Origin of the sequence: Corynebacterium sp. HMSC059E07 (assembly GCF_001814395.1) — a bacterium.
Lineage (GTDB): Bacteria > Actinomycetota > Actinomycetes > Mycobacteriales > Mycobacteriaceae > Corynebacterium > Corynebacterium hesseae.
Genome location: NZ_KV816287.1, coordinates 1 through 20,398, shown reverse-complemented (window position 1 = coordinate 20,398; position 20,398 = coordinate 1). Strand labels below are relative to the sequence as shown.

General features: G+C 62.0%; 23 protein-coding genes. 8 read left to right on the top strand and 15 right to left on the bottom strand.

The features are described 5' to 3' along the window. Positions 1–44: 44 nt before the first annotated feature. The 10 genes from HMPREF2967_RS03915 to HMPREF2967_RS03870 all read right to left on the bottom strand — a co-directional run bounded on the left by HMPREF2967_RS03915 (position 45) and on the right by HMPREF2967_RS03870 (position 10,312). On the bottom strand, positions 45–1,658 hold the full coding sequence (locus HMPREF2967_RS03915) for an acyl-CoA carboxylase subunit beta (RefSeq protein ID WP_070685103.1): 1,614 nt from the start codon (positions 1,656–1,658) through the stop codon (positions 45–47). A gap of 226 nt (positions 1,659–1,884) precedes the next feature. Beyond that, positions 1,885–2,136 (bottom strand): hypothetical protein, encoded by a 252-nt coding sequence (locus tag HMPREF2967_RS03910; protein ID WP_070685101.1) that lies wholly within the window; start codon positions 2,134–2,136, stop codon positions 1,885–1,887. 259 nt (positions 2,137–2,395) lie between these two features. Next, positions 2,396–2,698 carry a hypothetical protein gene (locus tag HMPREF2967_RS03905; protein ID WP_070685099.1) on the bottom strand — a complete coding sequence of 101 codons (303 nt, stop codon included), beginning with the start codon at positions 2,696–2,698 and terminating at the stop codon, positions 2,396–2,398. Positions 2,699–2,709: 11 nt separating this feature from the next. After that, positions 2,710–3,999 (bottom strand): inorganic phosphate transporter, encoded by a 1,290-nt coding sequence (locus tag HMPREF2967_RS03900; RefSeq protein ID WP_083312580.1) that lies wholly within the window; start codon positions 3,997–3,999, stop codon positions 2,710–2,712. 268 nt (positions 4,000–4,267) lie between these two features. Then, complete coding sequence (gene treS / locus HMPREF2967_RS03895) at positions 4,268–5,770, bottom strand: maltose alpha-D-glucosyltransferase (protein ID WP_070685096.1); 1,503 nt, start codon at positions 5,768–5,770, stop codon at positions 4,268–4,270. After that, positions 5,767–5,952, bottom strand: coding sequence for a hypothetical protein (locus HMPREF2967_RS03890; protein WP_070564885.1), 186 nt, complete (start codon positions 5,950–5,952; stop codon positions 5,767–5,769). The genes treS and HMPREF2967_RS03890 overlap by 4 nt, the downstream gene beginning before the upstream one ends. Then, a complete protein-coding gene (locus tag HMPREF2967_RS03885) occupies positions 5,952–6,773 on the bottom strand; it encodes a carbohydrate ABC transporter permease (protein ID WP_070685093.1) in 822 nt (273 codons plus the stop codon). Before HMPREF2967_RS03885 ends, HMPREF2967_RS03890 begins: the two co-directional genes overlap by 1 nt. Further along, complete coding sequence (locus tag HMPREF2967_RS03880) at positions 6,770–7,747, bottom strand: carbohydrate ABC transporter permease (protein WP_070531051.1); 978 nt, start codon at positions 7,745–7,747, stop codon at positions 6,770–6,772. Before HMPREF2967_RS03880 ends, HMPREF2967_RS03885 begins: the two co-directional genes overlap by 4 nt. A gap of 160 nt (positions 7,748–7,907) precedes the next feature. Next, positions 7,908–9,197 carry an ABC transporter substrate-binding protein gene (locus HMPREF2967_RS03875; RefSeq protein ID WP_070685091.1) on the bottom strand — a complete coding sequence of 430 codons (1,290 nt, stop codon included), beginning with the start codon at positions 9,195–9,197 and terminating at the stop codon, positions 7,908–7,910. Between the two features lie 125 nt (positions 9,198–9,322). Next, positions 9,323–10,312 (bottom strand): ABC transporter ATP-binding protein, encoded by a 990-nt coding sequence (locus HMPREF2967_RS03870; protein ID WP_070685089.1) that lies wholly within the window; start codon positions 10,310–10,312, stop codon positions 9,323–9,325. Positions 10,313–10,360: 48 nt separating this feature from the next. Between HMPREF2967_RS03870 and HMPREF2967_RS03865 the strand changes: the two genes are divergently transcribed. From HMPREF2967_RS03865 to HMPREF2967_RS03855, 3 genes are all read left to right on the top strand, one after another. Further along, positions 10,361–10,921, top strand: coding sequence for a hypothetical protein (locus HMPREF2967_RS03865; protein WP_070685087.1), 561 nt, complete (start codon positions 10,361–10,363; stop codon positions 10,919–10,921). 42 nt (positions 10,922–10,963) lie between these two features. Next, positions 10,964–11,869, top strand: coding sequence for a biotin--[acetyl-CoA-carboxylase] ligase (locus tag HMPREF2967_RS03860; RefSeq protein ID WP_070685086.1), 906 nt, complete (start codon positions 10,964–10,966; stop codon positions 11,867–11,869). Between the two features lie 339 nt (positions 11,870–12,208). Continuing rightward, positions 12,209–12,652 carry a hypothetical protein gene (locus HMPREF2967_RS03855; protein ID WP_070521601.1) on the top strand — a complete coding sequence of 148 codons (444 nt, stop codon included), beginning with the start codon at positions 12,209–12,211 and terminating at the stop codon, positions 12,650–12,652. Here the strand turns inward: HMPREF2967_RS03855 and budA are convergent. Further along, complete coding sequence (gene budA / locus HMPREF2967_RS03850; protein WP_070563946.1) at positions 12,649–13,368, bottom strand: acetolactate decarboxylase; 720 nt, start codon at positions 13,366–13,368, stop codon at positions 12,649–12,651. The genes HMPREF2967_RS03855 and budA overlap by 4 nt on opposite strands. Between budA and HMPREF2967_RS03845 the strand changes: the two genes are divergently transcribed. Together HMPREF2967_RS03845 and purE are read left to right on the top strand one after the other, a co-directional pair. After that, on the top strand, positions 13,354–14,616 hold the full coding sequence (locus HMPREF2967_RS03845) for a 5-(carboxyamino)imidazole ribonucleotide synthase (RefSeq protein ID WP_070685084.1): 1,263 nt from the start codon (positions 13,354–13,356) through the stop codon (positions 14,614–14,616). The genes budA and HMPREF2967_RS03845 overlap by 15 nt on opposite strands. Before the next feature lie 41 nt (positions 14,617–14,657). Then, a complete protein-coding gene (gene purE, locus HMPREF2967_RS03840) occupies positions 14,658–15,158 on the top strand; it encodes a 5-(carboxyamino)imidazole ribonucleotide mutase (RefSeq protein ID WP_070563952.1) in 501 nt (166 codons plus the stop codon). Here the strand turns inward: purE and HMPREF2967_RS03835 are convergent, their stop codons facing one another. Next, a complete protein-coding gene (locus HMPREF2967_RS03835; RefSeq protein WP_070685082.1) occupies positions 15,159–16,052 on the bottom strand; it encodes a ribokinase in 894 nt (297 codons plus the stop codon). Positions 16,053–16,083: 31 nt separating this feature from the next. Here HMPREF2967_RS03835 and HMPREF2967_RS03830 point away from each other — a divergent pair, with 31 nt between their 5' ends. Further along, complete coding sequence (locus HMPREF2967_RS03830; RefSeq protein ID WP_070685206.1) at positions 16,084–16,554, top strand: YdcF family protein; 471 nt, start codon at positions 16,084–16,086, stop codon at positions 16,552–16,554. Here HMPREF2967_RS03830 and HMPREF2967_RS03825 read toward each other — a convergent pair. After that, a complete protein-coding gene (locus tag HMPREF2967_RS03825) occupies positions 16,551–17,036 on the bottom strand; it encodes a hypothetical protein (protein WP_070685081.1) in 486 nt (161 codons plus the stop codon). The genes HMPREF2967_RS03830 and HMPREF2967_RS03825 overlap by 4 nt on opposite strands. Positions 17,037–17,074: 38 nt before the next feature. Then, positions 17,075–18,115 carry a ribonuclease HI gene (locus HMPREF2967_RS03820; protein ID WP_070685079.1) on the bottom strand — a complete coding sequence of 347 codons (1,041 nt, stop codon included), beginning with the start codon at positions 18,113–18,115 and terminating at the stop codon, positions 17,075–17,077. Between the two features lie 94 nt (positions 18,116–18,209). Here HMPREF2967_RS03820 and HMPREF2967_RS03815 point away from each other — a divergent pair, with 94 nt between their 5' ends. Both HMPREF2967_RS03815 and HMPREF2967_RS03810 read left to right on the top strand, forming a co-directional pair. After that, positions 18,210–18,704, top strand: coding sequence for an RNA polymerase sigma factor (locus HMPREF2967_RS03815; RefSeq protein WP_070521314.1), 495 nt, complete (start codon positions 18,210–18,212; stop codon positions 18,702–18,704). Next, complete coding sequence (locus HMPREF2967_RS03810) at positions 18,697–19,746, top strand: hypothetical protein (protein WP_070521311.1); 1,050 nt, start codon at positions 18,697–18,699, stop codon at positions 19,744–19,746. Before HMPREF2967_RS03815 ends, HMPREF2967_RS03810 begins: the two co-directional genes overlap by 8 nt. An 8-nt stretch (positions 19,747–19,754) precedes the next feature. Here the strand turns inward: HMPREF2967_RS03810 and HMPREF2967_RS03805 are convergent, their stop codons facing one another. Beyond that, entirely contained in the window at positions 19,755–20,312 is a 558-nt protein-coding gene (locus tag HMPREF2967_RS03805; protein WP_070521308.1) for a TetR/AcrR family transcriptional regulator, read from the bottom strand. Between the last annotated feature and the right edge of the window lie 86 nt (positions 20,313–20,398).

The following is a 20,398-nucleotide window of genomic DNA, read 5'->3' as shown; positions in this document are numbered from 1 at the left end:
ACAGTGCTTCTGCTGCACTAATCTGTGCTCGATCCGAGCACGGCCTAGAGCGGGATGTTTCCGTGCTTGCGCGATGGGCGCGCGACATTCTTGTCTGTGAAGAAGCGCAGGTTTTTAGCGATTGCACTGCGGGTTTCGGAGGGGAGAATGACGGCGTCGATAAGCCCGCGCTCTGCTGCCTTATACGGGTTGAGCATGTGATCTTCGTATTCGCGCTCGAAGGATTTGGTCAGTTCCGTCACGTCGAGGCCCTTCTCATGGGCGGCCTTAATCTCCTTGCGGTAGATAAAACCGACGGCACCTGCTGCACCCATGACCGCGATCTGGGCGGTGGGCCATGCCAGGTTGATGTCCGCGCCCAGCCCCTTGGAGCCCATTACGCAATAGGCGCCGCCGTAAGCCTTGCGCAGGGTGACGGTGATCTTGGGAACGGTGGCTTCGGCATAGGCGTAGAGCAGCTTGGCGCCGCGGCGCAGGATGCCGTCGTGCTCTTGGTCGGCGCCGGGGAGGAAGCCGGGGACGTCGACAAGCATGATGATGGGGATGTTGAAGGCATCGCAGGTGCGCACGAAGCGGGCGGCCTTCTCGGAAGAATCGATGTCGAGGCAGCCGGCAAAGACCTGGGGTTGGTTGGCAACGAAACCTACGGTGCGGCCCTCGATGCGTCCGAAGGCGGTGACCACGTTATCGGCGCGGTCGGCCTGGATCTCCAGGAAGTCACCGTCATCGGTGAGGGCCTCGATGACCTCCTTGACGTCATAGGGCTGGTTCGGGGAATCCGGGATGATCTCATCCAGCATGAGGTCGTCGGCGGTTTCTTCGCCCAGGTCTTCGTAGGGCTCAACCGGGGTCAGCTGGCGGTTATTGGAGGGAAGGTAGGTCAGCAAATCGTGAACCCAATCCAGGGCTTCTTCGTCGCTGGCGGCGGTGTAGTGCGAGGTTCCTGCTTTGTGCATGTGGACGCCCGCGCCGCCGAGTTCTTCTTGGCTGACTTCTTCGCCGGTGACGGTCTTGATGACGTCTGGTCCGGTGACGAACATCTTGGACTTCTTGTCCACCATCACCACGAAATCAGTCAGGGCAGGGGAGTAGGCGTTGCCGCCGGCGCACGCGCCCATGATGACGGAGATCTGCGGGACGACGCCGGAGGCCTTGACGTTCTGGTAAAAGGTCTTAGCAATCCAATCCAGGGACACGGCGCCGTCCTGGATGCGGGCGCCAGCACCCTCGTATAGGCCGATGAGCGGGCGGCCGGTGGTGATGGAAAGCTCCATGATCTTGATCATCTTCTCGCCGTAGACCTCACCGAGTGCACCGCCGAAAACGGTTCCGTCCTGGGAGAAAATGCAAACCTCGCGGCCGTCGATGGTGCCCCAGCCGGTGACGATGCCATCGGTGAGCGGGCGCTTCTTGCCCATGCCGAAGTCCGTGGTGCGGTGCACGGCGAGCATATCGGTCTCGACGAAGGAGCCCTCGTCGAGGAGATAGTCCAAGCGCTCACGTGCGGTGAGGCGGCCTTGGGCGTGGACCTTTTCGTGGGCTTTCTCGCCCATGGGCTGCGCCGCTGCTTCGCGACGCCTCTTCAGTTCAGCGATCTTGCCTGCGGTGGTGTCGGCGCTCAGGGAGTCAAGCTCCGACAAATGTGAGGAAATAGTCATGTTTGGCAGTGTAGAGAAGTTTTGTATGGGAATGTATAGCGGCGCAAGGGTGATTTCGCTCACATTTTACGTTCGGGCAGGTGAGAGGCGGTGAAAAAGATGAGGGAATCCTCGCAAACGGCGTGTTGGGTGCATGGCTGACAGTGTAGTGGCTGCGAAATGTGCCGTTTGAAGGGTGGCCGCATGAGAAAACCCCGCCCGGTGGGGCGGGGTTTGGTGAAGGATTTTATGCAAGCCATCCGAAGCTGTCGAGGAAAAGTTCCACCTCGGCAAGGTCGCCTTCCCGGGGGAAGTCGCCCGTGAGGGCAGCGAAGCTTTCCTCGATGTCGGTATGGGTTGCCGGAATGAGATCGTGCTTGAGTAGATCTTCTGCCACCTGCGCTGCAATGGGCGCAGCGGTAATGGTGTCAAGACCGGTGCCGGTGGCGGTCTTGAATGTGTTAGCAATGGCGGAAATAAAGCCGGAAATAGTATTCATTCGTGCTCGCCCCTTTTTGCCTCTCGTAGTAAAGGTACGGGGTACCGTACCGTTGGGATTCACCAACTATATCGTGTAAACGCCCAAAACGCTACATAGATTTCAAGTTAAGTTAACTTTTTGTTTACCTTGGCCCGTGTGTGGCCAGGACCACTTATGCACTTTTTCGGCGGGGGGAGAATTAATAAAGACAAAAAGGCAGCCCCGCCGTGTAGGGCGACGGGGCTGTCGGTGCTGTCGGTGGGAGGGGTTAGGGGGCTTAGTGCCCGCCAGCGATTCCGGCAAAAGGCTCCCAGCCGAAGTAGTGGGCGATGGAGTCCTTTGCAATCCATGTGATAGCGATAAGGATTATGAAGCCGAGAACAGCGTATACCGTCCAGCCAAGCATCTTCATTTGGGGTGAGGCTGCGGTGTCATCAACGACGACGCCTTCGGCGTTGCGGATGGGGTCGCCCGTCATGCAGCGCATGCCCAAAGCGAAGAGGAGTGGGATGCCGGCGCCGAAGGCGAGAGCTAGTGCGGCCACGCGAATGAGGGCGGTGACGATTTCCATTGCGGTCATGATTGGAATCCTTAGTTGTCCTTGTTGGCGGTGTGGGACTTGACCACATCATTGACGGCGTTTGCGGCGCCAGGGGCGTTGCCGGTCGAAACGCCGGCGGCGACCTTTTCGCGGTGAGACATCGAAGAGTCGACGGACTCGGAGTCCTCGTCCCAGTCGTCGTTGACGTTATTAGCGTCAACCGGGTTGCGGCGAGCGCGCAGGAGGATGAGGGCGACCATTCCCAGCAGGATGATCAGGTCAACGATGGCACCCACCATGGTGTTGGTGGCTGCACCAACGCCGTTGGCAATCCACCACGTAACGAAGCCGACGAAGGCGGCGCACGGAAGAGTGATGAGCCACGCGGCCACCATGCGCATGGCGACGCCCCAGCGAACCTTCGCACCCTTGCGGCCCAGGCCGGTACCCAGGATGGAACCGGTGGACACGTGGGTGGTGGACAGTGCCATACCGCCGGTGGCGGAGGTCAGGATGATGGCGGCGGAGGTGGCCTCAGCGGCCATGCCCTGCGGGGACTCAATCTCAACCAGCCCCTTGCCCAGGGTGCGGATGACGCGCCAGCCGCCCGACATGGTGCCAGCGGCAATCGCGACGGCACAGGCCACGATGACCCAGGTTGGGATGCGGGAATCGGAGTTGGCCTCGCCAGCGGCAACGAGGGCAAGGAAGATAACGCCCATCGTCTTCTGCGCGTCACCGGTGCCGTGGGCCAGGGATACGAGGCAGGCGGTCACGATCTGGCCGTGGCGGAAGTGTTCGTTCTTGACCTTGCTCGGGATGGTGTTGGTCACCCAGTACACCAGGGCGGTACCGCAGGCGGAAACCAGAGCGGCGATGAGTGGGGAGGCAATAGCCGGGATGATGATCTTGCCGGCGATGGAGGACCATGCCACGCCGCCGGTGCCCAGGGCTGCGAAGGCAGCGCCGATGAGGCCACCAAAGAGGGCGTGGGAGGATGAAGACGGCATGCCAAGGAGCCAGGTAAATAGGTTCCAGGTGATGCCGCCGATGAGGCCGGTGAAGACGACCATGAGCAGGGCGTCGCCGTCGGCGGGGACGGAGACATCGTATTGGTCAAGGTTGACGATTCCCTTGGCCACGGTGGCGGCGACATTGACGGAGAGGAATGCGCCGATGAGGTTGAGGAGGGCGGAAATGGCGACCGCGGTGAACGGCTTCAGGGCGCCGGTAGCAATCGACGTTGCCATAGCGTTGGCTGTGTCGTGGAAACCGTTAGTGAAGTCGAAGGCCAGTGCCGTGATGACCACGATGGCCAAGATGATAAGAGTCGCTGACACGAGCGTGATCCCTTTCAGGACTAGGGCAATAATCTACAAAGAGGGGTCAGCGTGTCGGGGCCAAAGGGGTGGCGCGACGACTGCGAGCTAACCGCGGTTGACGATAGTCCCGAAAGGTAATGGTGCCAATTGTGCACTAAAGGCCGGTGACCTCGGCAAACAGGCATTATGTATCTTTAATTGGTCATAAAACGCTAAAAAACCTCAAAAGTTACAGCACAATACATCGACTGTTCATGTTCTGTTTACCGTTTTCGCTAAAAGACCGTTAAGCCTCCACCGGAAGCCAGGCATAACCGAAGGGACCCAGTTCGACTGGTCCCAAGTCCACGGCTTTTTCGGTGAAGTTGTGCAAGCACAATAATTCACCGCGCTGGAATCCCAGAACGCCCGCGTGGCCGGTCTCCACCGCCTCGAAAGGCGCGGTGCCGAGTTCTGGGTGCGCCTTGCGTTGCTGGATGAGGCTGCGAACGCGGTGGAGGATCGAGGAGTCGTCGGCAAGCTGCTCCTCCACCGAAATACCAATCCCGCCAACGATGGGGCGGCGCGTCTGAGCGGATGTACTGAAACCTGCGTCCTCGCCCGGCTCCCACTGCATAGGGGTGCGGACAGCATCGCGGTCGGGCAGCTCGGGGGCATCGTTCATGCCAATCTCATCGCCGTAATACAGGAAGGGCGCGCCCGGCAGCGTCATGAGGAGGGAATAGAAGAGCTCAATCTTGCGGTAGTCGTTGCCCAACAGCGGGGCGAGCCGCCGCGCGATACCCACGTGAGCGCGCATCTGATCATCCGGCAGAAAGTGCTCGTACATGATGGCGCGCTGATCCTCGCCAACCATCTCGAGCGTCAGCTCGTCGTGATTGCGCAGGAAGGTGCCCCACTGGCAGCCCTGGGGCAGCTCCGGAAGCTCCGCCATGATTTCGTAGACCGGTGTGGCATCACCCAGTGCAAGGGCCTGGTAGAGCCGCGGCATGACGGGGAAGTTGAACACCATGTGGAAGCGATTGCCCGTGCCGTAGAACTCCATGGTGTCTTGCGGCGGCTGGTTGGCCTCCGCGATCATGATGGTCTCGGGATAGTTCTCGTCGATGAAAGCGCGGATTCTTTCCACAAACTCGACTGTTTCCGGCAGGGACTCGCCACCCAGACCATCGCGCTCGTAGAGGTATGCAATGGCATCGAGGCGGAAGCCGTCCACGCCCTTGTCCAGCCAGAAGGAGAGGATCTTGAACACTTCCTCGTGGACCTTCGGGTTGTCATAGTTCAGGTCCGGCTGGTGCGAGTAGAAGCGGTGGAAGTAGTACTGCTTGCGCTCCGGATCCCACGCCCAATTCGAGGTTTCCGTATCGGTGAAGATGATGCGGATCTCTGGGTAGCGCAGGGGATCATCGCCCCACACGTAGTAGTCACCGTACGGCCCTTCCGGATCGGTGCGCGAGGCCTGGAACCATGGGTGATCAGTGGAGGTGTGGTTGAAAGCCAGGTCCGTCATCAGCCTCATGCCGCGCGCGTGGAGCTCGGTTACGAGCTCCTCGAAGTCCTCCATCGTGCCGTAATCCGGGTGGATGGAGTAATAATCGGCGATGTCATAGCCATCATCGCGCAGCGGGGAGGCATAAAACGGGGAGAGCCAGAGGCAGTCCACGCCGAGCCACTTGAGGTAATCCAACTTCTCAATAACGCCGCGCAGCGTGCCGACGCCTTCGCCGCGGGTGTCCTTGTACGAGCCCACGAGGGCCTGGTAGAAAATGGCGTTATCGTGCCAGGTCATCGGAGATCCTTCCGTTTAGCCCGCCACAGCAGAAACTCCGCCAGGCACAGCGCGCCCGCGAGGAGCCCCGGCCAGATTGCGGGGGAGGGGTGAAAAAGATTGAGGACTGCCTGCACCAGCGCCAGGAAAGCAAAGAAACCAACGAATCCCAGCGCGGTGTCCCACAGCAGAGCGCGGCGCATTAGGCCTTAACACCGCCGGCGGTGAGGCCGGCAACGATGCGGTGCTGGAAGATGAGCACCATGATGATCAGCGGAATCGTCACCAGTGCGCCCGCGGCCATGGTGGCGGCGTAGGGGTACTCGAAGGCCGAGGGGCCCGAGAAGCGTGCGATGGCCACGGTCACCGGCTCAGTAGCGGTGGTGGATAGCTGCTTGGCCAACATGAATTCGTTCCACGTTGTGATGAAGGCGATGATGGCGGTGGTAAACAGCGCCGGCGCGGCCAGGGGCAGGAGCACGAGGCGGAAGGCCTGGCCGCGGGAAGCACCGTCCACGCGGGCGGCCTCCTCCAACTCCCAGGGAAGCTGGCGGAAGAAGCTCAGCAGCGTATAGACCGTCAGCGGTAGCGCGAAGGAGATGTTCGGGATGATCATCGCGCGGTAGGAGCCGATCCATTCGAGGTTTCCAAAGAGCTGGAACAGCGGGGTCACCAACGCGATGGCCGGGAACATCGAGGCAGCAAGAATGATGCCGGTGACAATACCTTTGCCCGGGAAGTCATAGCGTGCCAAGGCGTAGGCGGTAAACACACCGATAAGGACCGCCACCGCGGTCGTGACCAAGGAAATGATCAAAGAGTTCCCCAGCGCATTGAGGAAGTCATTGCCCTTGTCCGTGGCTAGGGCGTCCCGGAAGTTATCCAGGGTCACGTGCGTGGGCCACGGAGTGGCGTCGAAAGTATGGGACTTGTGCCGCAGGGCGGTGACGACCATCCAGTAGAAGGGCGCGAGCCCCCAGAACATGATGAAGAGGATGCCAAGGTAGTGTCCGATCTTTTTCATGACTTCTTCTCCTTCTTCTGGCGAGCAGTACCGGAGACATCAGCGCCGAGGAAGCGAACGAGGATGAACGCGACGGTAAAGATGAGCAGGAAGATGAGTGTGGACAGCGCGGAGGCAGAGTTGAAGTGGCCTTGGCGCATGTCCTCGACCACCAACTGGGAAATGGTGGCCGTCGGGGAGTTGGAGGAAGCGGAGATCATGATGACCGGCAGGTCGTACATGCGCAGCGCGTCCAGCGTGCGGAAGAGGATGGCCACCATGAGCGCCGGGCGCACCAGCGGCAGGGTAATGGTGAAGAAGGTTTGGATGCGCGAGGCACCGTCCACGCGGGCCGCGTCATAGACATCGCGCGGGATCATCTGCAGGCCGGCCAGGATGAGCAGCGCCATGAACGGGGCGGTCTTCCACACATCGGCGATGATGACCGCGAGGCGGGCATAGAACGGGTCCGTGGTCCACGCGATGTTCGAGCCGATGAGCGCGTTGATGATGCCGTCCGGCGCGAACATGAACTGCCACAGCTTCGCAGTCACCGCGGTGGGAATGGCCCAAGGCACCAGCACAGCCGCGCGCACGAGGCCGCGCCCGCGGTACTCGCCGTTCATCACCAGCGCCATGAACATGCCCAAGATCGTCTCCAGTGCCACCGTGACCACGGTGAAGAAGAGCGTGATTTTGAGCGCCGGCCAGAAATCAGTGGCGATGACGCCGTCCGGGCATGTGGTGGCCTGGCCGGTGGCAGACATGCATTTATTGGTGAGCCAGTACAGGTAGTTTTCGAGGCCTGCGAATGAGCCTTCCTCGAATACACCCGTAGTCGGGTTAAGCCGCTTGTTGCCCTGGAAGGACAACATCACAGCGCGCACGATGGGATAGCCGATGACCACGGCCAGCGCTATCAGCGCCGGTGCGATGAGCGCAGCGACGCGCAGATACTGTCTGCGGGGCTGCGCGGTAGCCGGTGCTCCAGCCATGCGGTGCCTGCCTTTCTGATTTATGGGGGAGGGGGTTATCGGGGGTTGGGGAAAATCATAGCGGGTGGCTGAGACATCCTCTGTGCACGAGACCCAGATCAAAGAAAGAGGCGCGGGCAAGTCTCGTGGACTTACTCGCGCCCCATTCACGCTGGGAGCATTAACCCTGCGCGGCTGCCTCGATGGCTGCCTTCATGTCCTTCGTTGCGTCGTCGACGGACTTGCCCGCGGTCAATGCCGCGTAAGCGTTATCCTGCACGGCCTTGGAGATGGCGGTGTAGAACGGGGAGACCGGACGCGGCGCGGCGTTCTCCAGGGATTTCTTCAGGGCCGGAAGGTACGGGAACTCCTCCACCAGGGACTCATCGTCGTAGATGGAAGCCAGTACCGGCGGGAAGGAAGCCTCGGCGAAGGACTTCTGGTTCTCCTCGTTGATGATGAACTTCATGAAGTCCAGGGCCGTAGCCTTGTGCTCGGAGTTGATGTTGATGCCGTTGTTGTAGCCGCCGAGCGTGGAGACACCGACGCCGTCCTTGCCCACCAGCGGCTGGACCTCGAACTTGACGCCCTTTTCCTCAGCGTTGGTGTACATGTACGGCCAGTTGATGGCGAATGCGGTCTTGCCCTCGGTGAAGGCCAAGTTGGTCTCCTCCTCCGTCGTGGCGGTGGAGTCCTTGGAGATGGTGCCGTCTTCGTAGGCGTCGACAAGCGCCTGCAGGCCTTCCTTGGACTTGTCCGAGTCAACGGTCACGTTGCCCTCGTCATCCAAGATGGAGCCGCCCCAGCCCTCGATGAAGCCGGCGGTGTTGACGGTGAGGCCCTCGTACTGCTTGAGCTGGGTGGTCAGGCAGGACGCATCGTCCTTGATGGCCTCGCAGGCAGACGCGATGTCCTCGAACTTCTCCGGAGCCTTGTCCGCCAACTCGGTGTTGCGGAAGAGTAGCTGGCCGTTGGTGTTCTGCGGCAGCGCGTAGAGGGTGTCGTTGTAGGTCGCGGATTCCACGGTGGGCTCCAGCAGGCCAGAGGTGTCAACCTCCAGGTCACCGGTCAGCGGTGCTAGCCACTGGTTAGCGGCGAAGTCCGCGGTCCAGACCACGTCGAGCGCCATGACGTCGTAGTCGGAGTTGCCCGCCTGCAGGGACTGCACGAGGGTTTCGCGCTGAGCGTCGGCCTCGCCGGCGAGCTCCTTGAGCTCGACCTTCTCGTCCGGGTGCTCGGCGTTCCATGCCTCGATGATGGGGGTGATCTTGTCGGTGTCGTTCTTGCCCATGGCAAAGGTGATGGGCCCGCGGCCGCCACCATCGGTGGAGGAGGCATCGGAGCCAGCGCTTGACGACGACCCCTCGTCGCCCGACGAGCAACCTGCCAAGGTCAACGCGAGGGCAGCGGTGGTGACGACTACGCCGCGGCGGACAGAACGCAGCGAGCTAGGGAGAAACGGTTTCTTCATGGAGTATTCACCTTTCGGAAAACTTCTGATGACTTCAAAATAGGGGATCATCCCCACAAGGCACGTGGTTTTGGCTTTTAATTCACTTCAAACGGGGGTGAAGCTACCCCTGTTAGTGCTACTGCCTAAGCCTCAATGCGCTGGCCGGTTTCCGGATCGAAGTGGTGGGCCTCGCGGGGGTTGAAGGTGAGGACGACGGTGTCGCCGCGCTGCGGAACGTTATCGCTCGCGCGGGCAACGAAGCGCTGCTCGCCCACCATGACGTAGACGAAGGATTCCGAGCCCAGCTCCTCCACGAACTCCACCGTTCCTTGGAAGCCCATCGGCCCCTTATTAATGAATAGTTTTTCTGGGCGAACGCCGACGCGGCCGCCGTTGTAGTCAAAGATATTCATCGCGGGTGAGCCGATGAAGCCGGCGACGAACTCGTTAGCGGGGGCGTCGTAAAGCTCGCGCGGTGGGGCGACCTGCTGCAGTTCGCCGTCTTTGAGCACGGCGACGCGGTCTCCCATGGTCATGGCCTCGACCTGGTCGTGGGTGACGTAGACGGTGGTGGTGCCGAGGCGTTGCTGGAGGCTGGCCAGCTCCGCGCGGGTTTGTACGCGCAGCTTGGCATCGAGGTTGGACAGGGGTTCATCCATGAGGAAGGCCTTCGGCTCGCGCACGATGGCGCGGCCCATGGCCACGCGCTGGCGCTGACCACCGGACAGGTCCTTGGGCTTGCGCTGCAGGTACTCCGTGAGCCCGAGGGTCTTGGCGGCTTCCTCGACCTTGGCTTTGATGTCTGCCTTGGGCATCTTGGCCAGCTTGAGGGAAAATCCCATGTTCTGGGCCACGGTGAGGTGCGGGTAAAGCGCATAATTCTGGAAGACCATGGCGATATCGCGCTCGCCGGGCTCCAGCCCCGTGACGTCTTTGCCGTCGATGAGGATGCGGCCGCTGGAGACCGGCTCGAGTCCCGCGAGGGCGCGCAGGGTGGTGGACTTACCGCAGCCGGACGGTCCGACGAGGACCAGGAATTCGCCATCCGCAATCTCGAGATTGAGGTCTTTGACCGTGGGGTTCTCGGCGCGGGGATAGGTGATGCCGACGTTCTCAAAAGTGACCTTTGCCATGGACACACACTAGCACCCAGCGGCACGTGGATTAGGCTGGAATTCGCTATGAAGAAGTTCGCCCCGTTCCTCGCAGTGCTCTTGGTTGGTTGCTCTAGTACGGAATCTGCAGAGACTTTCACACCGCTAACAACTGTTTCCAGTGGGACCGCTGACGCGTCTTCGACGCAGTCCACTTCGCCTTCCGCGGCCCAGCGCGATACCGTGTTCCGCGCTATTTTCGCCGACACCGTGGACTCATCTAAGGTCCGCTCACAACTGGTGGACAACGGCAAGGTTGATCGCGCCACCATGCGCGCCAGCATGAAACGGATGGGGTTGGACCTCTCGGATTCGGAAGCGCAAGAATACGGCGAGTGGGTGTGTAAGTGGGTCGCCCCGGAGATCCGCTACGTGCTGGTGACTGAAGGGAAACCAGATAGCCTCGGTGCGAAAGAGCTCGCGGACTACGACAAGCTGGTTGAGGATACCGTGTCCTTCCTAGCGGAGTCTCGGCAGATCTCCGTTACTCCTGAACAGGTAGCCCATGCTTTGCCGCAAGCGGTCTTGACCACCTGTCTCGACGAGGCCACCGCCCGCACAATCTTGGCCAATCCGGATTACTTTTAGTTACTTCTAGAAGGCCACTGCCCGGCGGGTAACCTAGGGTGCATGACTGCACTTGATATGGACCGCATCCGCGAGGCGTTGAGTGACGACTTCGCTGTCATCGATTACACCGAGTCCACTGGCTCCACCAATACCGATCTCATGCAGGCGGAGAAGGTGGCTGATGGCACCGTACTGCTTGCCGACGAACAGGTGGCCGGCAAAGGCCGCTTGGGCCGCCAGTGGGTGAGCCCGGCGGGGGCGCAGCTTATCCTTTCCGCACTGATCCTCCCGGAGTCGCTAGAGCACCTTGGCACCCTGCCCCTGGCTGCCGGTTTGGCCGTGACCGACTCGGTCGATGGTGCGGTGCTCAAGTGGCCGAATGATGTGCACATCGATGGCAAGAAGCTGTGCGGCATCCTCGCGGAAGCCGGTCCTGTGGGGGAGGCCTTCAAGTCCGCTCCGAAGACTGAAGTCTCGAAGGCGGAGGTGAACAAGGCCGAAATCAACAAGGCCGAAATCAACAAGGCTGAAGTTAATAAGGCCGAGATCAACAAAGCGGAAATCAACAAGGCTGAGGTCGCGCCCAAGACTCAAGCAGCTAACCCTCCTTCAGCACGCGTGGTCGTGGGCATGGGCATCAATGTCACCCTGACCCGCGAGGAACTGCCCATCGAGGCCGCGACTTCGCTTGCGCTCGAAGGCCTTGATACCGACCGCACTGAGCTGGCCATCACCGTTCTGAAGAACCTGCGCCGGCGCATCACCCAGTGGGAGCAGCAGGACCCACAGCTCATGGTTGATTACCGCAAGGTGTGTTCTTCCATTGGCCAAGAGGTTCGCCTCGAAGCCCCGACGGGCGACGTCATCGGCACCGTCGAGGGCGTGGCTGACGACGGCCGTATCAACGTCGGCGGCGAGTACTACTCCGCCGGTGATGTCATCCACCTGCGCCCGGCTGATAAATAAGTCGGCGCGCGTCTTTTCCACGGCTCCTCCTAGCGGAGCCAAGTGGCGAGGTACTCAACCAGGGCACAACTAGGGCACTCATCCAGGGCACTCAGTTACGGTGCTTTCCACATGGCGTCTGTCAAAAGGCATTTATCAAATGGCATTAGTCAAAAGGCGTCTTTGCCCCTGAAAACGCCATCTACAGACCCGCAAAAGGTGTCTTTGGCCCCAAAGGCGCCTTTTGACTAATGCCTTCTGTGAGATGCCATTTGCGGTGTCCCTTGCCACAATAACCCAGAGCCAGCCGTGGGCAGGGAAGGAATGGAGTGTACGTGGACGGGAGGTACCATGAGCCCCATGAACCTCATGCAGATGGGCCGCGGCGAAGTTGTTCGCGCGGACATGACCGCCCCGTTTCGCACGCTGCTCTTTCCTTTTCTAGAGCTCGTCGTGATTACTGGGGTGTGCTGGATCGCCATCGGCTGGTGTGACTACAACGGCATTGACCTAGCGCTTCGCAATGGCCTGGTAGCTATATGGGCCTTGCTTGCCGTCTGGCGCTTTGTCCTGCCCCTCATCAAAGCCCGCCGCAAGCGCTTCATCGTGACCAACCTGCGCGTCATCGCTCGCGAAGGCAAACGCGTTGATTCGATCCCGCTCACCGATATTCGCGGTGCGCGCCGCCGCCGCGGTGGGATCTCGCTGGCACTTCACGGCTATGACAAGCCGATGTATTTTCCCTCCATCCCCAAAGCAAAGCGCGTCGAAGACATCCTCAACGAGCAACCGGTCTGGGGCTAGCCCTTAATCTCCGTCGTATGCAGCTGCTGGTCCAGGTCCTCCGGCGCCAAGTTGGCGGAGCGGAACTCGTGGGTCAGCGGCAAACGCAGATCGAGGTCCGTTCCGGGGCAGAGCTCAATCGTGGCCTCATCCACCGTGTAGTCCAGCACGTGCCCTCCGGAGGTACGCGCAGCGTCGATGAAGTGCACGTGGCATCCGGGAACGGAGATTCCCTTCTCAAAGACCGGCGTGCGGAAACCGCCGATGACGCCCTCGACGTCGTCAAAGCGCAGCTCCTTGTCACCGCCCACCGCCTGCGCCATCGGCGGGTAGGGCTTGCTCTGCTTGACCACCGTGCGGGTCACCACGTTGCTGAACCGCCCAGAGATGCGCACCGCGTACATGAAGTTGGCGGAAGGCTCCACCTCATCGATGAATGCCGAAAGCTCCTCGCGCCTCAGACCCTTGGGTGCGGCCACCTTAATACGGGGGACGAAGTTCGTCGCCACCGCAAACGGCGTGCCCTGGTCCAAGTCAGCCACCGTCGCGGTGCCATCGCCGCGCAGCTGATAGCACACCCCGTCGAGGATAATCATCTCGCCGTCCAGCGCATCGAAGGTTCCGATACCGAAGTTGCCCTTGCCCAAGAGCTCACCGATGGTCATTTCGCCGTCGTAAATGCCATCCAACAGGGCGGTCATGAGGGAGTTCTGAAAGATGGTATGCCGGACGATCATGGCCCCAAGGCTAGTATTGGAAGAGTGAGTGAACAACACAAACCCCTCGTTACTGTATATGGAGACGGCCAGCTTGCGCGCATGATGCAGCCGGCCGCCGCCGAGCTCGACATCCACCTGCGCGTGCTAGCCTCCGCGCCGGATAAGTCCGCCGCCCAGGTGATTTCGGACGTCGTTCTCGGTGACTATCACGATCTCGACGTGCTCACCGCCGCCGCAGAAGGCGCGGATGCAATCACCTTCGAGCACGAGCACGTTCCCACCGAGCACGTGCAGGCGCTCATCGCCGACGGCCGCAACGTCCAGCCCCAGCCTTCCGCCCTCCTCTACGCGCAGGACAAGCTGCTCATGCGCCAGAAAATGGCCGAGCTGGGCGCCCCAGTGCCGCGCTTTGCCGCCATCGAATCGGTGGAGGATGCGCGGGACTTCGCCGCGCTTGTCGACGGTTCCGTGTGCCTCAAAGCCCGCCGCGGCGGCTACGACGGCCATGGCGTGTGGTTCCCGTCCGCGGAGGAGCTGGAGCCGCTCGTCGCTAAGCTGCTTGCGGCCGATACCCCGCTCATGGCCGAAGAAAAGGTCAACCTCACCCGCGAGCTGTCCGTGCTCGTCGCCCGCCGTCCCTCCGGCGAGGTGAAGGTCTGGCCGGTCACCGAGTCCGTGCAACGGGACGGCATCTGCGCCGAGGCTTTTGCCCCCGCCCCGAACCTTTCGCCGGAGTTGACCGAGCGCGCCATGCAGGTGGGCATCAAGGTGGCCACCGAACTTGGCGTTACCGGCGTGCTGGCGGTGGAGCTCTTTGCCTTCGCCACGCAGCAAGACGCCGGATCCATCATTGCTTCCGCCTCCGGCGCGCCGGGCGCGGTTGTTGAGGAAGATATCGCCGTCAACGAGCTGGCCATGCGCCCGCACAACACCGGCCACTGGACTCAGGATGGCTGCGTGACCTCGCAGTTCGAGCAGCACCTGCGCGCCGTGCTGGACCTGCCGCTGGGCTCTACCGCAGCCCTGGCTCCGGTCACGGTGATGGCTAATGTGCTGGGCGCCGAAGAAGATCCGCAGATGCCCATGCCGCAGCGCGTTCGCGAAGTGATGGAGCGTTACCCAGAGGCGAAGATCCACCTCTATGGAAAGGACCACAAGCCGGGCCGCAAGATTGGCCACGTCAACGTTGTCGGTGAGGATGTGGCGGAAACCCGCCGCATCGCCCACGATGCCGCCCACTTCCTCGTCCACGCGCAGTGGGCTTAATCCCGCAGCGAGCTTGAAACCTATTTAATAAGGAGAGTTTTATGGAACCACTCGTCGGCCTGATTATGGGCTCTGATTCCGATTGGCCCACCGTCAAGCCCGCCGCAGAGGTGCTCGCCGAGTTCGGTGTGCCCTTCGAGGTAGGCGTTGTCAGCGCGCACCGCACCCCGGAAAAGATGCTGGCTTATGCCAAGTCCGCGCACGAGCGCGGCCTCAAGGCCATCATTGCCTGCGCCGGTGGTGCGGCTCACCTGCCGGGCATGGTGGCCGCGGCCACGCCGCTGCCGGTCATCGGCATTCCGCGTGCGCTGAAGGACCTCGATGGTCTCGATTCACTGCTCTCCATCGTGCAGATGCCGGGCGGCGTGCCGGTAGCCACCGTCTCCATCGGCGGAGCGAAGAATGCCGGCTTGCTTGCCGTGCGCATCCTCTCCGCGGGTGACCCGGCACTGGTGGACAAGATGGTGGCCTACCAAGAGAACATGGCCGCCGAGGTGGAGAAGAAGGACGAGAACCTGCGCTCCCAGCTCTTCGGTGAGTAATTAGCTGGGAAGCTTGCTTTTGAGATCGGGGTAGGAGGCCTGCGCACCTTCTCCGGTGACGGCGTAAGCCCCAACTCGAGCGGCATAGGTGGCGGCCTCCACGAGTTCGTCGCCGTGGAGCAACCGGGCGCACAGCGCGCCGGCGAAGGCATCGCCCGCGCCCGTCGTGTCGACGGCGGTGACCTGCGGGGAGGGGACGTTGACAAGCTCAGCCCCTTCGGCCACGAGCGCTCCCCGCGCGCCCAGCGTGAGGACCACCGAGGCAAAGCCGGCCTCCGTCAGGCGCCGCGCCAGCTCCTCCGGCGCGCCCTCGCCGCTAAGGCCCAGCTGCTCCAGGATGAGCCCGGCCTCGTGCTCGTTGGCCAGCAGCGGATCGGCACGCAGGAGCGCTTCCTTTTCAACCTCGATGACCGGTGCGAGGTTGACCACGACGCGCCCCGTCGCCAGCTCTATGGCCTTGGCAAAACCTTCCGCCGGAACCTCGCCTTGGAGCAGAATGAGTTCCGATTCGGTGATGGGGGAGGAGTGGGTGGTGACGAAGGGAGCGTCGACAAGCGCATTGGCCCCCGGCACCACGATGATGGTGTTTTCTCCCTGCTTATCCACGGTGATGACCGCCAAGCCCGTCACCTCCTCGCTGTCTTCGACGTGCGTGAGGTCCACGCCGCTGGCCTGCAAGTAGTGCATCGCGGGCGCGGCGTAGGCATCGCTGCCCACCGCGCCGACGAAGCTGACCTGAGCACCCAGACGGGCGGCAGCGACCGCCTGGTTCGCTCCTTTACCGCCCGCGGTGATGGTGCCGCCGCTACCTAAGAGGGTTTCGCCCGGTTGCGGGTGCCGCGCGGTGTGGACCACGAGGTCAGCGTTGATGGAACCGACTACGCACATGCTCATGCTGACTAGTATGCACGCTAAGCTAGCGGGCATGCAGTTTCCGCTTCTGGTGTTGGGCGCGCGCGTGGAGGGTGGCGAGCCCGGCTCGTTGCTGCGCAGCCGCTTGGACCGCGCGGTGGTGCTGGCGCGCGTGCTGCCGGAGGAGCCGATCATCGTGTCCGGTTACAGGGAGGCGGAGCCGATGGCGCGCTACCTCATCGAGCGGGGCGTGGACCCGGAGCGGATCCGCTTGGAGCCGCTGGCTACCAGCACTAACGAAAACCTTGAGCGCGCCCACGCGCTGTGCCCGGACTATGACTATTTCCGCGTCGTAACCAATGACTTCCACGTGCTGCGCACCCGCCTGTGGGCCTGGCACCTGGGGATTCGGGTTCGCATGCATGGTGTTGGCACCCCGCGGAAAGACCGCCCATGGAATTACCTGCGCGAGGTGGTGGCGACTCCGCATTCGCTGCTGCGCATTGTGTGGCGGCGGGTCGTCGCTCAGTGGCCTATGGACTAGGCACCGAAGAACATGAGCACGATGGCGATGAGCCAAATGACAAACCAATGGCGCTTTTGCGGCGTGGTTGGGTTGGCCTTCTGCTGTAGTGACTTGATGAAATACCAGGCGCCGGGCAAGGCGAAGCCGATGCCCATTGCCACATCGCCGTCAGTAATTCCGGTGAAGCCTACGAGGAGCGAGAACAGACTCAAAAGCCCCTTGAAAAAGGAGAAGCTGTGGATCGTGCCTTCCATTGGCTGTTGCGCAGGGGCATGGTCAGGCAGGGGAGCTGGGGTGTAGGCGCGCTCCGGCTCGGCAAAGGGCTCTGCGATAGGTTCAGCAAAGGGCTCCACACTCGGATCCTCATACGAGTCAACGAAAGGGTTCGCCGAAGGCTTCGCGTCTGACTCGCGCGCGGGTTCCGCGAAAGGATTCGACCCACGGCCGGGGAGAGGCTTGTCCGGCTCCTCAAAAGGGTTGGAGTCAAAGGGATTGCTCATGTGGCTTAGCCTATGTCACCAGTGAACCAAAGCCCGAATTAGAGCTTGGCCAACGCCTTCGTGATTCCTTCCTTGAGCGTTGCCTGCGATTGCTTCATTGGATGCGCAATCGCCCGCAGGCCCATGTACGCAATCTGATCCGCAGCCCGGTTCAGCGGGTCGCCCGCATGCCCCAACACGCGGCGGATGGTCACCTCGCAGACTCCTTCCACGTCATGCCACGCCTGCTGGAAGCGCGAGCGCGAGCCCGAGGAAAGCCCGCGCCACACCCCGCGCGAGCGCATCGCCTTCGAGCCCTTCTTCCGAATCTGCTCCACCGCTTCCAGAGCAGCTACTGAGTCCGACTCGATGATCGCCTTGGTTGCACCGACCTTGAGCAGGTATTTCAGCGCCAAGGTGAGGGATTCGAGCTCGAGCTCATCGGTGCTGGCCGTCGTCTCGCGCGTGCGCAACCGGTAGTCGCCGTTGCTGGCCACGAAGCACATGGAGCCCTTGAACACCGTGTCCGAGGAAGCGTCCGTGGCGATGCGCACGGTGGCACCCTCGGGCCAGGAGGAGGCCGTCGAGAAGTTCGGCCACCAGTGCGCCTTCGGTGTGTCCACCTTTACTACTTGCTTCTTGCGCGGGGCCTCGCCTTCCTTCTTGGCGCGGCGCGCGGTGATTCCGGCCTGCTTGCGCCGCACGGAGCTGGCGCTTTTCGACGCCCTATTCTCCTCCGCAAAACTCCCCGTCACGGCATAGCCACGCTTTTCCAGCGCGACCCGCAACCCCGCCTGCCGGCGCCCGGTGACGATCCACCTGCGTCCTCGGAGCCCCTTGGTGGCCTTTTCGAATTCGCGGACGGCCACCTCAACGATGTCGCCCTTTTTAATCTGGCCCTTGCGCACGAAGCGCGTCTTCTTGGTGTTGACGGCGATGACCCAGCCGTCGACAGTTCCGTTTTCGGCGGAATCCCAGCGCTCATCCCACAGCGCAATAGCCACATGCACGGGTGCTGAGATCATGTCTTTGGTGATCTTGCGCGTGCCGTAGGTGCGCGATTGCGTGCCCGTCAGGGCGGAGAGCTCGAGTGGTTCCATCCCCTTTAGTAAACCATTTCATTGCTGTGCTGTAACGCTCGGGCGTCTAGTGCAACATACTCAGTGAGCCCATTAGCATTCTGGAGTTTTATTAGTGTCTGTCCTTACCTTGCCTGGTTCGCGTAAGCGGGAGTTTTCCCGCCTGTTTCGCGAGCATTACCCGGCGGTGCTGGCGTATCTGCGCCGCCGCGTCCCACCGAGCCACGCCGAAGAGCTGGCTGCCGACGTCTTCGAGCGGGCCTGGTCCGGGTTCGACTCCTTGCGCGGCACGCCGCTGCCGTGGCTTTATGGCATCGCCCGCAACGTGATGCGCGAGTTCTACCGCACCCGCCGGGAGACGGAGAACCTCGATGATCATGAGCTGGAATCCTATGCCGGCTATGACGCCGTCGATGCCAACCTCGACATCACTCGCGCGCTGATGCAGCTTCCGCACGCGGAGCGCGAGATTCTCACGCTCCACGCCTGGGAGGGACTCGACCACCCCGATATCGCCGAGGTCCTCGGCATTTCCCGCAATAACGTGCGCGTTCGCCTGCACCGCGCGCGTACCCACCTTTCCGAACTCACAGGAGAAACCGATGCCTAGCTCTCTCGATATGCTCCGCGCCGCCAACCCCGTTCCTGACACAGCGCTTGACGACGCCTCCCTCGCCCGCTCCGAAGAGACCCTCGCAAAGATAACGAAGGGCCGGCCCACGTGGACAATAGCGGCGGCTTCCGTCGCGGTGCTTGCGCTCATCGGTGGTGCCTTCCCGCTGCTCAATAATTCGGAACCCGTGGCCTCGGCCGCGGAGATTCTGACCCAGGCCGGCGAGGCAGCCGCAACCCAGCCCGATGCCGTGGATAAGGGCGTGACCGCGAAGGAATACATGAAGCGCGTCGATACGCTCGGCGATGCCACGGCAATCACCGAGTACGCGGTGGATGCCGGGGGAGCCGTGGAGGTCTCCTCGCAGGGCGAAGTGCCGGGTTTTGACCCGCAGCCTTCCATTAACCCGGAGGACCTCGTCATCGCGTCCGACCGCGCCGGGCTGGAGAAGCTGGCGGATTCCTTCCCGAACCGCGCGCTGGGCGCGCTGGAGCTGCTGCTCCAGCCGGGCTTGAGCAGCGAGCAGCAAAAGATTGCCTATGACATGCTGGCGGAAGCCGACGGCAACGAGGTCGGCACCGTCGAGGGCGAAGGCGAGGACCAGCTGGTGACCGTGATTCGCGATTCCGACCGCGTCTCCTTCTCCGTCCTGCCCGCCACCGGCCAGCTGGTGCGCGTAGTCGGCCTGGTAGGCCCGGACGTGGAAACCACGATCGATGCCACCGCCATCTTGGACTGCGTGTCCGTGACGGGTCTGGAGGGCCCGGACCGCATCTCACTAGCGTGCGCGGATAATAACTACCTGGTCAACGAGTTGGACTGGCAGCGCTGGGGAGACGATTCCGCGGAGGCAGACGGCGTGGCCGTCGAGAATGACTGTGACCCCAATTGCGCGGAGGGCACGTTCAATGAGGATCGGGTGAAGGTGGTCGTCGACAAGCGCGTGGCGTGCGGCTACCACGCCGAGGTCTACTCCCGCGTGCGCGTGCAGTACCCGGATGGACGTGAGGAAGAGCAGCAGATTGGCTGCGCGCCCTAGGTGAGTTCTTAGGTAAGTTGGCGCAGGGCGAACTGGCCGTACATATCACCCAAAGCCTCGGCGGTGTAGTCACCGTCGGGGCTGAACCATTGGGCGACGCCGATGCCCATATCAATGAGCGCCCAGCAGGCGATTTTGAGGTTTTCGGCGTGGAAGTCGCCCTCGTTGACCACGGCCATCCAGCGGGCGACATAATCGCGGCGCAGTTGCAGGACGACGGATTTGTGGGGCTCTTCGAGGTTGGTGAGCTCGTTGTTGACCACGCGGACGCGCCGGGCGTGGGTGGCGTGGTAAATGACGTGGGCTTTCATGGTGGCGACGAGCTTGTCGCGGGGGTCTTTCAGCCCGGCGAGGCAAGCGGCGTTGGCGCGAAGGAGGTCCTCCATGGCGGTGATGGTGACTTCGGCGAGGAGCTCCTGTTTGGAGGAGAAGTGGTTGTACAGGCTGGAGGCGCGCATGCCGACGGCTTTGGCGATGTCCTCCATGCCGGTGGCGTGGTAGCCGCGCTGGTCAAAGAGGTCGAGTGCGGCGGCGGCGATTTGGTCGCGGCGTCTCTGGTTGGCCATGGTGGGTGTCCTCCTCATTGAGCTAATGGCGGTTAGTATACCTGCGGGGGCAGTGTTCAGAAGACTGAAATGGTAGCGGTGTGGTG

Excerpts from the sequence above, each read along its gene's own strand:
- HMPREF2967_RS03915 (WP_070685103.1), bottom strand. The coding sequence starts at position 1,658 with ATGACTATTTCCTCACATTTGTCGGAGCTTGACTCCCTGAGCGCCGAC.
- HMPREF2967_RS03910 (WP_070685101.1), bottom strand. The coding sequence starts at position 2,136 with ATGAATACTATTTCCGGCTTTATTTCCGCCATTGCTAACACATTCAAG.
- HMPREF2967_RS03905 (WP_070685099.1), bottom strand. The coding sequence starts at position 2,698 with ATGACCGCAATGGAAATCGTCACCGCCCTCATTCGCGTGGCCGCACTA.
- treS (WP_070685096.1), bottom strand. The coding sequence starts at position 5,770 with ATGACCTGGCACGATAACGCCATTTTCTACCAGGCCCTCGTGGGCTCG.
- HMPREF2967_RS03890 (WP_070564885.1), bottom strand. The coding sequence starts at position 5,952 with ATGCGCCGCGCTCTGCTGTGGGACACCGCGCTGGGATTCGTTGGTTTC.
- HMPREF2967_RS03885 (WP_070685093.1), bottom strand. The coding sequence starts at position 6,773 with ATGAAAAAGATCGGACACTACCTTGGCATCCTCTTCATCATGTTCTGG.
- HMPREF2967_RS03880 (WP_070531051.1), bottom strand. The coding sequence starts at position 7,747 with ATGGCTGGAGCACCGGCTACCGCGCAGCCCCGCAGACAGTATCTGCGC.
- HMPREF2967_RS03875 (WP_070685091.1), bottom strand. The coding sequence starts at position 9,197 with ATGAAGAAACCGTTTCTCCCTAGCTCGCTGCGTTCTGTCCGCCGCGGC.
- HMPREF2967_RS03870 (WP_070685089.1), bottom strand. The coding sequence starts at position 10,312 with ATGGCAAAGGTCACTTTTGAGAACGTCGGCATCACCTATCCCCGCGCC.
- HMPREF2967_RS03865 (WP_070685087.1), top strand. The coding sequence starts at position 10,361 with ATGAAGAAGTTCGCCCCGTTCCTCGCAGTGCTCTTGGTTGGTTGCTCT.
- HMPREF2967_RS03860 (WP_070685086.1), top strand. The coding sequence starts at position 10,964 with ATGACTGCACTTGATATGGACCGCATCCGCGAGGCGTTGAGTGACGAC.
- HMPREF2967_RS03855 (WP_070521601.1), top strand. The coding sequence starts at position 12,209 with ATGAACCTCATGCAGATGGGCCGCGGCGAAGTTGTTCGCGCGGACATG.
- HMPREF2967_RS03845 (WP_070685084.1), top strand. The coding sequence starts at position 13,354 with ATGCCGGACGATCATGGCCCCAAGGCTAGTATTGGAAGAGTGAGTGAA.
- budA (WP_070563946.1), bottom strand. The coding sequence starts at position 13,368 with ATGATCGTCCGGCATACCATCTTTCAGAACTCCCTCATGACCGCCCTG.
- purE (WP_070563952.1), top strand. The coding sequence starts at position 14,658 with ATGGAACCACTCGTCGGCCTGATTATGGGCTCTGATTCCGATTGGCCC.
- HMPREF2967_RS03835 (WP_070685082.1), bottom strand. The coding sequence starts at position 16,052 with ATGAGCATGTGCGTAGTCGGTTCCATCAACGCTGACCTCGTGGTCCAC.
- HMPREF2967_RS03830 (WP_070685206.1), top strand. The coding sequence starts at position 16,084 with ATGCAGTTTCCGCTTCTGGTGTTGGGCGCGCGCGTGGAGGGTGGCGAG.
- HMPREF2967_RS03825 (WP_070685081.1), bottom strand. The coding sequence starts at position 17,036 with ATGAGCAATCCCTTTGACTCCAACCCTTTTGAGGAGCCGGACAAGCCT.
- HMPREF2967_RS03820 (WP_070685079.1), bottom strand. The coding sequence starts at position 18,115 with ATGGAACCACTCGAGCTCTCCGCCCTGACGGGCACGCAATCGCGCACC.
- HMPREF2967_RS03810 (WP_070521311.1), top strand. The coding sequence starts at position 18,697 with ATGCCTAGCTCTCTCGATATGCTCCGCGCCGCCAACCCCGTTCCTGAC.
- HMPREF2967_RS03805 (WP_070521308.1), bottom strand. The coding sequence starts at position 20,312 with ATGGCCAACCAGAGACGCCGCGACCAAATCGCCGCCGCCGCACTCGAC.